Origin of the sequence: Myxococcus xanthus, assembly GCF_006402735.1 — a bacterium.
Classification (GTDB): Bacteria; Myxococcota; Myxococcia; order Myxococcales; family Myxococcaceae; genus Myxococcus; species Myxococcus xanthus_A.
On the sequence record NZ_CP017174.1, the window covers coordinates 669,220 to 681,447 of the forward strand.

The window sequence follows — 12,228 nt, forward strand, 5'->3', positions numbered from 1 at the left end:
ACGTGAGGGGGCAGGGCATGAAGGGCTGGGGCAGGTACTTGGGGTGGGGCTGGTTGCTGGGGTTGGCGGGCGCGTGGGCGTGTGGTGGCACACCCCTGGACGAAGACGTGGACGCGGCGTGCGCGGGGCTGTTGCCCGGTGATGTCGTCATCACCGAGTACCTCAACGACCCGGTGGGGTCGGACACGGGCCAGGAGTACGTGGAGCTGCACAACCCCACGCGCATCCCCGTGGACCTGTATGGGCTGACGCTCTACGCGTCCCGCTCGGATGGCTCGCAGGAGAAGGCCTATGCCGTCCTCGATGAGATGACGGTGGCGGCGGGGGACTACCTGGTGCTGGGCGACGTGCGCGACGGGCCGGTGCCCGCGCACGTGGACCACGCCTATGGCGACGGGCTGGGGGCGTTGGGGAACTCAGGCGGACGGCTGGGCATCCGGTGCGGTGAGCGGGTCCTGGACGAGGTCCAGCTCTCCGCGCCCGCGAAGAGCGGGGTATCGCGCATCTACGACGGACGCCTGGTGCCGGACATGGCGGGGAATGACGACCAGGCTCGCTGGTGTGACTCGCCCGACGCCGGTGTCGGCGGGACGCTCCAGGGGAGTCCTGGCGCCGCGAACGCCCCCTGTGGCCCCGTGGGTGACGCGGGTGTCCCCGCGGACGCGGGTGTGGTGGCGACGTGCAGGCCCGCGGGCGCCGATGCCGGGAGACCTGTCCTGCTTCCGGCGCCTGGAGACCTGGTCATCACTGAGCTCATGGCCAATCCGCGTGGCGACGACACGTTGGGTGAGTGGGTGGAGCTGCGAGCCACGGCCCCCGTGGACCTCAACGGCGTGACGCTGGTCGCCGAGGCGGGTGAGGCGACGGTGAAGGCGGACGGTTGCCTGTCACTCGCGACGGGGGAGTACGCGGTGCTGGCCCGTCGCACGGATGCCACCCTCAACGGAGGGCTTCCTCCGCCCGTGGCGACGTTCAACATGGACCTGCGCAATGCGGGCGGTCGGTTGCAGGTGAAGGCCGGGGGCGTGGTGGTCGACGCGGTCGATTACGGTCTGGCGATGGATGGCGTGGCCACGCAGGTGTCCGCACCGCTCGCGGATGCTGTCCAGAATGACGCGCCCTCCGCATGGTGCGCAGCCACGGCCGCCTATGGCTCGCGCGGTGACCTGGGGACGCCCGGTCGTGGGAATCGTGTCTGTGAGGGAGACGGAGGCACGCTGGGCGGCGCTGGCGACGGTGGAACCTCCGATGGCGGCGTGGATGCCGGGACGCTCGAGGACGGATGTATTGACCGGACCACCGGAAGGACGCGCGCGCGCAGGGTTCCCGATGGGGGCTCGCTCGTCCTCACCGAATTCATGGCGGACCCACAGGCGGTAGCGGACGCCATGGGGGAGTGGGTGGAGGTGCTCGCGCTGCGCGACGTGGACCTCAATGGTGTGTCGCTGTCCAACGAGAGCGGGAGCCGCTCGACGTTCGACTCGGCGCTGTGTCTGGCAGTGAAGGCAGGAGGCCGCGCGGTCCTGGCGCGCAGTGAGGACGCGTCCCGCAATGGCGGGCTGCCCGCGGTGCTCGGCACCTTCAACTTCAACCTGGCGAATACAACGGGCAGCCGGAAGCTCGAGCTCTCGGTGGAAGGGCGCGTGCTCGACGCCGTGTCGTGGACCGGCGCGGCCATCCCGGGTGTGTCCTCACAGCTCGACCCCGGGCGCAGTGACCCTCAACGCAATGACTGGCCCGGGAGCTTCTGTCCCACGCCCGAGTCGGCCCGTTATGGCCGGGGAGACCGGGGCACGCCGGGAGGGGTGAACCGCTCATGCGCGCCTTGATGAAATGTGCGTTGGCCTGTTTGCTGGCGGCCTGTGGCGGAGGTGACGCGGAAGTCTCTTGCGGCCCCGCTTCAGGACGGGTGGCGGAGGTCCTGGATGGGGACACGGTCGTCCTGGAGAGCGGCGAGCGTGTTCGCTACCTGCTCGCGGATGCACCGGAGCGCACGGGCGCGGGCGGTGACTGCTTCGGTCCGGAGGCGCATGCCTTCAACCGGGGGCTCGTCGAGGGCAGGCGGGTAGCGCTGACCTATGGCGAGGCGTGCGAGGACCGCTTCGGCCGGCGCCTCGCCTACGTGTCCGTGGACGGTCGCGAGGTGAACACGCTGTTGGTGGAGAGAGGCCATGCCTGCGTGCTCCACGTTCCTCCCGCGGGCCGTTCGAGACGCGCGGAGTTCGAGGCACTGGAGGCGCAGGCCCGGTTGGCGAGGCGCGGTGTCTGGGGGGCCTGCGCGCCCGTCCCCTGTCAGCGGTGAGCCACCTGTCGGACGAGGCACCGCCGTGGCTGCCTCTCCCGCGAGGCATCATCCGAGCCCGACTTGGAGACGGGCAGTCCCGCCGGGGGGCGGGATGTATCCCAGTGGTAACAGCCACGCGCGGCCCGCATGGAGAGGGCGGGCGTTCCTGGTTGGGGGGCTGGTGAGGACATGCCAGGGCAATCATCGACCACGAAGGCGCGCGCATGAGTCCAAGCGTCACGCCGACGCTCTCGCTGCCGGACGTCTTGGAGGTCCTTCGGGAGGACATCATCCGGCGCCTGATGGCGGGGGTGGGCGCCGCGCTCGGAGCGCTCGCGCCCCTGGCGAGCGCGGATGCGGGGGGCCTTCACAAGCTCGTGGGGCGGCTCGGGGCGCTGCTCCGAATCCCCTCCATGGCGGCGCGGCTGGCGGAGGCTCGCGCCCTGGGCTGTGAGTATGGACGTGAGCGCTACCTGGCGGGCTTCAGTATCAGCTCGCTGGTGCTCGAGTATGGCGCGCTGCGCGACGCCATCCTCGAGAGCCTGGATGCCGTGGGCTGGGTCCCCGAGCTCGCGGGGCTGCGCGCGCTGGCCCAGGTGCTCGACGCGGGGCTGGCGGAGGCGGTGGGCCAGTCCTCCCTGGAGGACGAGCGCACCGCGCGGGCGACGGGGGCCTGGCTGCACGGGCTGCTCGACCACGCACCGACGCTCATCTACGCCAAGGACACGGCGGGCCGGTACCTCTACGTGAACCACGGTTTCGAGAGGGCCTCCGGTAAGCTCCGGCGCGATGTGATGGGGCGCACCGACTTCGACCTGTTCTCCGCGGAGGTCGCCAGCACCTTCTCCGGCAATGACCGGCAGGTGCTGGACTCCGGCCAGCAGCTCACCATCGATGAGCACGTGCCGCTCATCGACGGGCTGCACGTCTTCCAGACCCTCAAGTTCCCCCTGCCGGACGCGCAGGGGCGTGTCGTTGGCGTGTGCGGCTTTTCCACCGACTTCACCGAGGCGAAGCGGCTGGAGCGCGAGCGGGACGAGGCCCGCGAGCACTTGCGCCGCATCGTCACCCAGTTGCCCGTCATCCTCTGGGCCACGGACGCGCAGGGCATCATCACCCTCTTCGAGGGCGAGCGGCTGAGCGCGCTGGGGCTGGAGCGAGGCGCCTACGTGGGGCGCTCCGCGTTCGACGTGTACCGCGACCGGCCGGACCTCGTGGCCGCCACGATGCGCGCCCAGGAGGGGCAGTCCTTCACCCTGGAGGTGGAGATGGCGGGCTCCTATTTCATGACGGGCGTCTCCCCCGTCATCGGGCCCGACGGCAGCGTGATGAGCGTGGCGGGCGTGTCGCTGGACATCAGCGAGCGGCGGCGCGCCGAGGAGGTGCTGCGCCAGTCGGAGATGCGCTACCGGCTGGCCACGCTGGCGACCAGCGACGTCATCTACGACTGGGACCTGGACGCGGGGACCGTCGAGTGGAGTGAGTTGGCCGCCGCCCAGTTCCGGCTGGCCTCGCGCGCCCCGCCGCGGGACATCGCGTGGTGGACGGAGCACATCCATCCGGAGGACCGCGAGCGGATTGCCCGGGACATGCAGGCCGTCATCGACCAGGGCGCGAGCCATTGGGCGGACGAGTACCGCTTCCTGCGCGGGGATGGCACCTGGGCCGTGGTCGCCGACCGGGGGCAGGTGGTCCGGGACGCCGAGGGCCACGCGGTGCGCATGGTGGGCGCCATGCAGGACATCACCGAGCGGCGGGCCACGGAGCTGGAGGCGAAGCGGCGCGCGGAGTTCGAGCAGCTCCTCATCGGCATCGTCAGCCACGACCTGCGCAACCCCCTCGCCGCCATCAGCATGTCCGCCACCGCGCTGCTGCGGCGGGAAGGCCAGGATGAACGGCTCCGCAAGGGCCTGGGTCGCATCCTCTCCAGCGCCGAGCGCGCCACGCGCATGCTGAGGGATTTGCTCGACTTCACGCAGGCCCGGCTGGGCGGTGGCATTCCCATGGAGCCCCAGTGGTTGGACCTGCACGAGCTGACTCGGCAAGTGGTGGAGGAGGTCCGGCTCACCCGCCCGGAGCGGACGCTGGAGCTGGAGTGCCGGGGAGACGGCTACGGGCTGTGGGACGCGGACCGGCTGGCGCAGGTCATCACCAACCTGGTCAACAACGCGCTCAGCTACAGCCCGGAGCACTGCCCGGTGCGCATCCGCACGCATGGACTGCGCGATGACGTGCTGCTGACCGTCCATAACGCGGGCGGGCCCATTGAGCCGGAGCTTCGGACCCGCCTGTTCGAGCCGATGAAGCGCCCGGAGCGCAAGGGCGCCCGGGGCGGACTGGGGCTGGGCCTCTTCATCGTGAAGCACATCGTGGATGCCCACGGCGGCGCGGTCCGCGTCCACTCCACGGAGCAGGAGGGAACCACGTTCCAGGCCCGCCTTCCCCGCCAGCCCATGCCGCCTGCTCGCCCGGACGTTGACGCTCCGTGACACCGTGACGCTTGCTCCAGGGGGCCCAGCCCGGCTAGCACTGGGTCCGTGGTGACACGTCTTCCCTGGAGGGTTTCATGAAGAAGGTCCTCATCGGACTGGGCATCGGCTGCGGTGTCTTCATCCTGGCGGGCATCGGCTTGATGCTGGCGGGTGGCATCTGGGCCAAGAACAAGTTTGGCGGCAGCATCGAAGCCATGCAGGCGATGCAGGCTCAGGAGCAGGAGCTGACACAGCTCAACGCCAGCAATCCATTCAAGGCGCCCCCGGAGGGGCAGGTATTGCCGTTGGACGAGCAGCGGCTGCTGGCCTACCTGACGGTGCGCGAGTCGGCGCTGCCGGCCTTCAAGGCCTTCGAGGTGAAGTCCAAGGAGTTCGAGGCCCAGCACGAGGGCGACGGTGACGAGAAGCCGGGCTTCAACGCGGCCGTGGACGCCGCGGGCCTGTTCATGGGGCTGATGGCGGACGTGCGCAAGGCGTACATCGCCGGCCTCAAGGCGCAGGGGATGTCGCCCGCCGAGTTCCAGAGCATCACCACCACTGTCTACGCCTCCATGGTGGCCGACAGCCTGGACCAGATTGGCGCCGCGGCGGAGCAGGGCCGGAAGATGATGGTGACGCAGCTGGCCGAGGTCGACAAGCGGCTGGCGGACGACTCGCTCGCCGACGAGGAGCGCGCGCAGTTGGAGGAGGCCCGGGCGCAGCTCCAGGAGACGCTGGACACGATTGAGGAGACCCACGCGAACGAGGAGCAGCCGCTGTCCGAGGAGTCCAAGAAGGCGGCCGCCGCCAACGTGGCGCTGCTGAAGAAGCACAAGGAGCGCGTGGAGCTGATGGCCAACGTGGCCTTCGACGGCTTCGTGTTGGGTGGTGCCGGCGCCGACGGTCAGGCCGCGGGCCTGGAGTAGCCGTTCCGCCGTGTCATGGGCGTTCCCGGCTCAGGCCTCCCGTTCCACGGGGGCGCCGGGCCGGGACGCCGCCGCCGCGCGTGCCTCCCGCCGCCGCGCGCGCTGGCTGGCCCACGCCGCCCCCGTGATGAGCGTGACGATGATGAGCACGGACGTCATGGGCAGGACGTGGAGCCACGGCTCCAGCACCATCTTCAGCCCCGCGAAGGCCAGCACACCCGCCAGGCCGTAGTGCAGGTAGCGCAGCGTCCCGACGGTGCCCGCCAGCACCAGGTAGAGCGCGCGCAGCCCCAGGATGGCGAAGGCGTTGGAGTTGTAGAGGGGGCACGGAGTCCACCGCGAGCAACACCAGCACCACGGCCCAGAAGACAATCCACATCCATGGCGGCACGCTCTGCATGGCGGAGTCAACCGATGCATGCCTGCCTCCGCGCGGGCGTGCGCACCCTGGTTGCGCCCCGCGTTGCAGTTGCAGGCGTTTTTCACATGCGCAATGGATTGCGCCCGCCAAAGGTAGGCGCGTGTGGCCTTCCGTCCGCCCGGCCTCTCCCTTTGCGGCCAGCCGTCCGTGAGATATGCAAGCGATTGAATACAACGAAAGTCGCTTCGCGCGGGGAGGGGCGCGTGAACCTTTGAGGAATGGAGTTGGACGTCTGATGAACAAGGTCATCTTCGCCTGTGTACGCAACGCTGGCCGCTCGCTGATGGCGGAGGCGTTCTTCAATGTGATGGTAGACCCCCAGAAGGCGCGCGCCGTCTCCGCGGGGACGCAGCCTGGCGACAAGGTGCATCCCGAAGTGCTCGCGGCCATGCGGGACATCGGCATCGACCTGCACGACGTGAAGCCCCGCCTGCTCACGGACGACCTGGCCCAGGACGCGCAATGGCTCATCACCCTGGGATGTGGCGAGGCCTGTCCCCAGGTGCCGGGGCTCCAGCGCGAGGACTGGCCGCTGGAGGACCCCAAGGACAAGTCGGACGTCCTGGTCCACCGCATCCGCGACGAGCTGGCCGCCCGCGTGGCCGGATTGCTGGAGCGCGAAGGGTGGATGCGCGCCGGCTAGCGCGGCTTCGAACGCGCGCTCATTCCAGGTGGTAGTTGAAGGGCAGCTCGACGGTGACCCGGTCGCCGAGCGCTGGCGGAGGCGGAGGAAAGGGCGCGGCATGCCGCACCGCCTCCTGCGCGGCTTCGCACAGGAGGGGGTGGGGGCAGGGGCCCAGCACCCCCAGGGCCACCAGCTGGCCCTGCACGCCCACGGAGATGCGCAGCACCAAGGACCCTTCGATGCCCGCCATCCGCGCCTCGTGGGGGTAGGGAACGTCCTCGAAGCGGTCGCGGAACATCTGTTCGAAGTAGCGCCGGGCCGCGTCCTCGCGGTTGTCGGGGGCCGTGGCGGGCGGCGGCTCCACGAGCAGCCCCGGGAGGCCTGGCCCCAGGGCGCGCTGGGTAATGCCCGCCACGGCGCGGCCCGCCAGGCTGTCACGGCCATGGGCTGGGATGCCGGCGGGGCGCCCGACGGACAGCGGCTCCGCGAGTTCGGAGGCGCGCGGTGCCGCGGCGGTGCGCGGCGGTAAGGGGGCGCGCAAGGGGCGAGGCCTGCGCGCGGTCCGGGGCCGAGGGGGCGCGGGGGCTGGCCCGGTGACGTCCCCCTCGGGATCCGAAGGTGGCATGGCGGTCAGGCGGAGCACGAGGACTTCTCCCCGAGTGGTTTCGCCTTCGAGCCGTCGCGGTGTGCCGTGCCAGAAAGAGGCCGCGCCGATGAGCGCCGCGGCGTGCAGACCGATGACGGCCAGGACCAGCATCAGCGTGCGTTGACGGCTCCGGGCCCCTGTCTCGTGGTCACGGAAGGCCGAGGCGAACAACACGTCCTCCGGCGCGCGGGCCTTCGCTGGTGCGTCCGGCATGGTGTGCCCCCCTCTCCCGCCCACGTCGCGCCACGGGATGGGGGTAGTGGCGTGCGTGTCGGACGTGAAGGGTTCCTGCGCCGCGGGCGTGTGCGGCGGTCCGCACTCAGCCAGCGCGGTGTCGGGCGGCCTTCAGTGCGGGGACACCGGAGGACGGGGTTTGCGGAACACCACGGTGAGGTTGTTGCTGGGCATGTCCACCACGCGCTCGCGCTCCAGGCCATGCAGGGCGGCCTCGGCGGTGACGGCTTCCAGCGACCTCACGCCCCACGCTGGATTCCTGGCGCGGAGGGAGGCGTCGAACTCCAGGTTGCTGGGAGCCGTCTCGCGGCCCTCGACGAAGTAGGGGCCATACAGGACGAGCAGCCCGCCGGGAATCAGCACCCGGCCCGCGCCTCGCATCAATCCCTGGCAGGCCGCCCAGGGGGAGATGTGAATCATGTTCACGTTGAGGATGACGTCCACGGCCGTCTCCGGCCAGGACTCCGCGCTCGCGTCGAGCCGGCGTGGCGGCAGCAGGTTGGGCGGGCCTTCCTCGGTGCGCCACGCCTCGATGCTCTCCAGCGACTCCGCGTCCACGTCGGTGGGCTGCCAGACGAGGTGGGGGAGGGCTCGGGCGAACCAGGCCGCGTGTTGGCCGGTGCCGCTGGCCACCTCCAGCACCCTGCCGGAGGCGGGAAGGACTTCGCGGAGGACAGCGAGCAGGGACTCGCGATTGCGTTCCGTGGCCGGGGCGTGACGCTTCATCCCCCGGGTTTCGCACATCCGCCGCGTTCCGTGCGAGCGCCGCTGGCCGCCTGCGTGGGCCAGCGGACGCATGGCGTTCAGTCGGGCCGCCAGCGCTCGATGCGCGCGGGGGGCGTTCCATCCTCCACCACGCGGTACAGCGCCACCGTGCGTGCGCCGGACTGCGCGTCCACGGTGTGATGCACGAGGAGCGGCGACACGGGAACGTTGGGGATCGCGGCGCGCACCCGCTGGAGCGCGGCCTCGGGCGTCTGGGCCTCGAGCACGCCCGCCGTTCCGTGCCCTGTCAGCGACGCGTTGATGAGCATCTGCAGTTCCTCGTCCGTGCGGACCTCGTCCGCGAAGACCAGGTCCGGGTCCTGCCTCAGGAACGCGCGGAGTGTGCCAGGCATCGTCATCTCACCTCCGGGCTGGACGATGCTGAAGCGGAGGTCCGTGGCGCGGGGCGTCTCCAACGCGGCCAGCCCGCGCACACCGTCCGGGAGTGCCTCGATGGCCGCGTGGAGCGACGTCGTCCGCCCCGAGCCGCGCGCGCCGGTGAAGAGCACCAACTGCCCCTGGAAGAGTGAGTCGAGCCGGAGGAAGCGCTCCGACAGGAAGTCGGCCTCCTCGGCGGACAGGGGCAGCGAGGCGAACGAGGGGAACGCGTCCCGTGTCCGTGGGTCCCGGGCCACGGAGATGACCCACGGGCCCAGCGCGCCCGGCTGGAAGACGACCCGGAACTCCACCTCCGGGCTGCTGGCGTCGTAGGGGAATGGCACGCTGCCCCGGTCGGGCCGCCGGGCATCGGCGCCGCGTTTCGCGAGCGCCGCCATGGCCTCCGTGAGGGGCCCGTGGAGCGACAGGTCCAGGGCGTGCCGCACCACGCGCTTCTCCGCGCCGAGCAGCCCCGGTGGTGCCGACGTGTCGGGGACGTCATGGAAGAAGAGGCTGATGCCCGCGGCGTCCTGCCCGTCTTCGAGCGTGTCCGCCCACACCGAGAAGTGCGCGGCCCGCGTCTGCCCGGCGATGGCGTAGAGCGCCCGCGCGGCTTCATCGAAAGTTCGCGCTGCGGGCGGCGTGGCCACGGAGCGGTCCTCCCGGGCCAGCGTTTCGAGCAGTCCTGCAATCACGGCGGAGATGGGCGAAGGGGGCGGACTCATGGTGTAACTCCGATGCGGAGACGGCCGACTCTCTCACGGGAGACACCCACCGAAGCGCACCTCCTCTCAGGCGCACCACCCATGCACCGACGTGTCGTGGTCCTCGCCTTCCTCGCTCTCGTTGCCACGGCGTGTTCGGATGCCTCGGAAGCCGGGCCGGCGGACAGCGGCACCGTGCTTCCGGACGGCGGCGGCGACGCGGGCACGCCCACCCGGGCGCTGGAGCTGTGGACGGCCCGGGCCACCCTGGCTCCCGGGATGCCCCCGGTCACCTACGCGGCCGGCCGCCTGGTGATGTATGACGGGCAGCTCTACCGGGCCCGTTCCGCCAGCACGGAGCAGGTGCCTCCGGAGCATCCGGCCGTCTGGGAGCGGCTGCCCCCGCCGGTGGACGACCTGCGCACCGCCCCGGGGAGCGAGTGGGCAGAGCGGGGCGTGGGCCTCCTGCCGTGACTCCGGGTCCGGGTCCGGGCTGGAAGGAACGTTCCGTCCACGCCCGTCTGTTTCCCACCCGGCAATTTCCGGCCCCCCGGGTCGAGTTGGAGTGTCGCCCCCAGATGGCCCTTGGGGGGGTACATTGGGGGCATGGTTCCACGGCAGGTGGACGGGCCGGGCGTTATCTCTGGCGTTACCGTCTCCCAAAGAGGAAAGTTCACCCAGGGCTCCCCTTCCTACCGGGCGAGCGGGCACTGGGATGCACTCCTGCGCCCGCGGGTTACACTGCCAGGCGTGGGTCCCAAGCAGGGCGGGGCGCTTCACATGTGTGTACGGTCCCTTGTTGTCGCGGACCTGCCTGCCACACCTTTAGGTGGGCAGGCCTGAAACCCAATTCGGAGGAGAGTCACCATCATTCGCGAACAGAGAAGCAGCCGCGGCGGGAGCCGCGACCAGAGAACCAATCGCCGTATCCGTGCCCGTGAGGTCCGCGTCGTCGGGTCTGACGGTAGCCAGCTCGGGGTCATGCCTCTCGAGGCGGCCCTGGATCGCGCCCGGACCGAGGGGCTGGACCTCGTTGAAATCAGCCCCATGGCCAGTCCTCCGGTCTGCAAGATCATGGACTACGGCAAGTTCAAGTACGAGGAGAAGAAGAAGGCCTCGGAAGCGAAGCGTGCCCAGGTCACGGTCCTGCTCAAGGAAGTGAAGCTCCGTCCGAAGACGGAAGAGCACGACTACGAGTTCAAGGTCCGCAATACCCGCCGGTTCATCGAGGACGGGAACAAGGCGAAGGTCGTCATCCAGTTCCGTGGGCGTGAAATCACGCACAAGGAGCAGGGCACGGCCATCCTCGACGACGTGGCCAAGGACCTGAAGGACGTGGCCGTCGTGGAGCAGATGCCCCGCATGGAAGGGCGTCTGATGTTCATGATCCTCGCGCCCACGCCGAAGGTGGCGCAGAAGGCCCGCGAGCTGGTTCGTCAGGCCGCCACCGCCGCCAAGCGGACCCCTCCTCCGGGTGCCCCTGCCGCGGGCAAGTCGGCTGGTGCCAGCAGTGGCGCTGGGGAGAAGTCCGAGGAGAAGGCCGAGGAGACGGCCGAGGAGACGAAGGAAGCGCAGGCCGCGCCGGCAGCAGCCGAGGCGCAGAGCCCGACGGCGTCCTGAGGGATTGCCGGCACGCGGTGGGTCTGGGTTCCCACCGCGTGCGGCGCCTCTCGAAAGTTGGGAAGGTGTGGCCGCCGCCACACGGGCAGGCAGCCAGGCGTGGCTCGCCGCCCACACATCCGGCGCACGTTGCCAGGGAGAGGCCGCCCAGGAGGCTGGCAGGCGACTTGAAAAGGAGGGCACTGCTGCCGCAGTCTGTCCGCCCGCGAACGCTCGCGGACCTCCTTCTATCAAGGACGCGTGATGCTGCCTGTCCTCCTCGCCGTGCTGCTGGCGCAGACGCCCGCCTCCAATCCCCGTCAACAGGGCGTGCCCATTGGCAAGGGCAAGACGCTCCCGGTCGTCACCCTGACCGCGCCGTCGGGCGGTTGGACGGTGGACCGGATGATGCTCATCGAGGGCACCGTCAGCGACACCACCATTGACCCGGTGGTGGTGTCCATCAACGGCGACCGCTACCTGATGCGCACGTACCGCGGGCGCTTCAGCCGCAAGTTCCCCGCCGCCAGCGGGAAGAATGTCGTCACGGTGATGGCCACCAACCAGGCCGGCACCGCGCGCACCCAGGCCACCAGCTACGCGCAGATTCCGCCGGTGCCCTTCAAGGTGGTGCTTACCAGCGACACCGACGGCGTCTACACCGACCTGCACCTGTACGAGCCCACCGACGCCAGCGCCGCGGGTGACACCCTGGACGTGCAGAAGATGGCGCACGTGTACTGGGCCGACACCGCGAGCCCCTCCGGTGGCACCTTCTTCCTCAACTCGCAGGGCGGTGACTTCGACCAGCCCGCGTATGGCCCGTACCTCTACATCCACCGCGCGCCGCCCAAGGGCGTGTACCTGGTGGCCACCAACTACTGGCCCAGCGGTGACAAGGCCCACACCGTGGCCACGCTGAACCTGTCGCTCTTCGAGGGCACGCCGAACGAGATTCGCCGCATGGTGCGCATCCCCCTGGCCACGCCGGGTACCACCCGCGTGCTGGCCTGGGTGAACGTGCTCGGGGGCGGGCAGGCGGAGGTGTACGTGCCCTCGCAGGACCCGCGTCCGAAGCACGCCGCGTGGCCGAAGAATCTGGATGAGGCCCTCAAGGCGCTCCAGTCCAATGGGGATGGCGGCGGCGAAGGCGAGTACTGACGCCTCCGTCATTC

Annotated in this window: 12 protein-coding genes; 8 read left to right on the top strand and 4 right to left on the bottom strand. The window is 70.3% G+C overall.

Annotation, left to right across the window (positions count from 1 at the left end):
• The first annotated feature begins 17 nt into the window (after nucleotides 1-17).
• From BHS09_RS02945 to BHS09_RS02960, 4 genes are all read left to right on the top strand, one after another.
• Entirely contained in the window at nucleotides 18-1,829 is a 1,812-nt protein-coding gene (locus BHS09_RS02945) for a lamin tail domain-containing protein (RefSeq protein WP_140800597.1), read from the top strand.
• A gap of 80 nt (nucleotides 1,830-1,909) precedes the next feature.
• Complete coding sequence (locus tag BHS09_RS02950) at nucleotides 1,910-2,302, top strand: thermonuclease family protein (protein WP_237080163.1); 393 nt, start codon at nucleotides 1,910-1,912, stop codon at nucleotides 2,300-2,302.
• A 206-nt stretch (nucleotides 2,303-2,508) separates the two neighbouring features.
• On the top strand, nucleotides 2,509-4,773 hold the full coding sequence (locus BHS09_RS02955; RefSeq protein WP_140797100.1) for a PAS domain-containing sensor histidine kinase: 2,265 nt from the start codon (nucleotides 2,509-2,511) through the stop codon (nucleotides 4,771-4,773).
• 77 nt (nucleotides 4,774-4,850) lie between these two features.
• Nucleotides 4,851-5,681: a hypothetical protein gene (locus BHS09_RS02960; RefSeq protein ID WP_140787027.1), complete on the top strand. Its 831-nt coding sequence runs from the start codon at nucleotides 4,851-4,853 to the stop codon at nucleotides 5,679-5,681.
• Nucleotides 5,682-5,711: 30 nt separating this feature from the next.
• On the opposite strand, the gene BHS09_RS38720 is transcribed toward BHS09_RS02960, so the two are convergent.
• The gene (locus BHS09_RS38720) at nucleotides 5,712-6,053 is read right to left on the bottom strand and encodes a TerC family protein (protein ID WP_162520979.1); all 342 of its coding nucleotides are present in this window, start codon (nucleotides 6,051-6,053) and stop codon (nucleotides 5,712-5,714) included.
• A 284-nt stretch (nucleotides 6,054-6,337) separates the two neighbouring features.
• On the opposite strand from BHS09_RS38720, the gene BHS09_RS02965 reads away from it, so the two are divergent.
• The gene (locus BHS09_RS02965; RefSeq protein ID WP_140787028.1) at nucleotides 6,338-6,745 is read left to right on the top strand and encodes an arsenate-mycothiol transferase ArsC; all 408 of its coding nucleotides are present in this window, start codon (nucleotides 6,338-6,340) and stop codon (nucleotides 6,743-6,745) included.
• A 19-nt stretch (nucleotides 6,746-6,764) separates the two neighbouring features.
• Here BHS09_RS02965 and BHS09_RS02970 read toward each other — a convergent pair whose 3' ends face one another.
• The 3 genes from BHS09_RS02970 to BHS09_RS02980 all read right to left on the bottom strand — a co-directional run bounded on the left by BHS09_RS02970 (nucleotide 6,765) and on the right by BHS09_RS02980 (nucleotide 9,475).
• Nucleotides 6,765-7,586: a TonB family protein gene (locus BHS09_RS02970; RefSeq protein WP_140797101.1), complete on the bottom strand. Its 822-nt coding sequence runs from the start codon at nucleotides 7,584-7,586 to the stop codon at nucleotides 6,765-6,767.
• A gap of 132 nt (nucleotides 7,587-7,718) precedes the next feature.
• Nucleotides 7,719-8,333, bottom strand: coding sequence for a DUF938 domain-containing protein (locus BHS09_RS02975; RefSeq protein ID WP_140797102.1), 615 nt, complete (start codon nucleotides 8,331-8,333; stop codon nucleotides 7,719-7,721).
• A gap of 77 nt (nucleotides 8,334-8,410) precedes the next feature.
• Nucleotides 8,411-9,475: an ATPase, T2SS/T4P/T4SS family gene (locus tag BHS09_RS02980; protein WP_140797103.1), complete on the bottom strand. Its 1,065-nt coding sequence runs from the start codon at nucleotides 9,473-9,475 to the stop codon at nucleotides 8,411-8,413.
• Nucleotides 9,476-9,556: 81 nt separating this feature from the next.
• On the opposite strand from BHS09_RS02980, the gene BHS09_RS02985 reads away from it, so the two are divergent.
• From BHS09_RS02985 to BHS09_RS02995, 3 genes are all read left to right on the top strand, one after another.
• Nucleotides 9,557-9,928: a hypothetical protein gene (locus BHS09_RS02985; RefSeq protein WP_237077994.1), complete on the top strand. Its 372-nt coding sequence runs from the start codon at nucleotides 9,557-9,559 to the stop codon at nucleotides 9,926-9,928.
• 393 nt (nucleotides 9,929-10,321) lie between these two features.
• Entirely contained in the window at nucleotides 10,322-11,074 is a 753-nt protein-coding gene (infC, locus tag BHS09_RS02990) for a translation initiation factor IF-3 (RefSeq protein WP_140787035.1), read from the top strand.
• A gap of 243 nt (nucleotides 11,075-11,317) precedes the next feature.
• Nucleotides 11,318-12,214 (top strand): DUF2135 domain-containing protein, encoded by an 897-nt coding sequence (locus BHS09_RS02995; protein WP_140787036.1) that lies wholly within the window; start codon nucleotides 11,318-11,320, stop codon nucleotides 12,212-12,214.
• Nucleotides 12,215-12,228: the final 14 nt, after the last annotated feature.

Excerpts from the sequence above, each read along its gene's own strand:
- BHS09_RS02970 (WP_140797101.1), bottom strand. The coding sequence starts at position 7,586 with ATGCCGGACGCACCAGCGAAGGCCCGCGCGCCGGAGGACGTGTTGTTC.
- BHS09_RS02980 (WP_140797103.1), bottom strand. The coding sequence starts at position 9,475 with ATGAGTCCGCCCCCTTCGCCCATCTCCGCCGTGATTGCAGGACTGCTC.
- BHS09_RS02985 (WP_237077994.1), top strand. The coding sequence starts at position 9,557 with ATGCACCGACGTGTCGTGGTCCTCGCCTTCCTCGCTCTCGTTGCCACG.
- BHS09_RS02995 (WP_140787036.1), top strand. The coding sequence starts at position 11,318 with ATGCTGCCTGTCCTCCTCGCCGTGCTGCTGGCGCAGACGCCCGCCTCC.
- BHS09_RS02975 (WP_140797102.1), bottom strand. The coding sequence starts at position 8,333 with ATGAAGCGTCACGCCCCGGCCACGGAACGCAATCGCGAGTCCCTGCTC.
- BHS09_RS02965 (WP_140787028.1), top strand. The coding sequence starts at position 6,338 with ATGAACAAGGTCATCTTCGCCTGTGTACGCAACGCTGGCCGCTCGCTG.
- BHS09_RS02945 (WP_140800597.1), top strand. The coding sequence starts at position 18 with ATGAAGGGCTGGGGCAGGTACTTGGGGTGGGGCTGGTTGCTGGGGTTG.
- BHS09_RS02960 (WP_140787027.1), top strand. The coding sequence starts at position 4,851 with ATGAAGAAGGTCCTCATCGGACTGGGCATCGGCTGCGGTGTCTTCATC.
- BHS09_RS02955 (WP_140797100.1), top strand. The coding sequence starts at position 2,509 with ATGAGTCCAAGCGTCACGCCGACGCTCTCGCTGCCGGACGTCTTGGAG.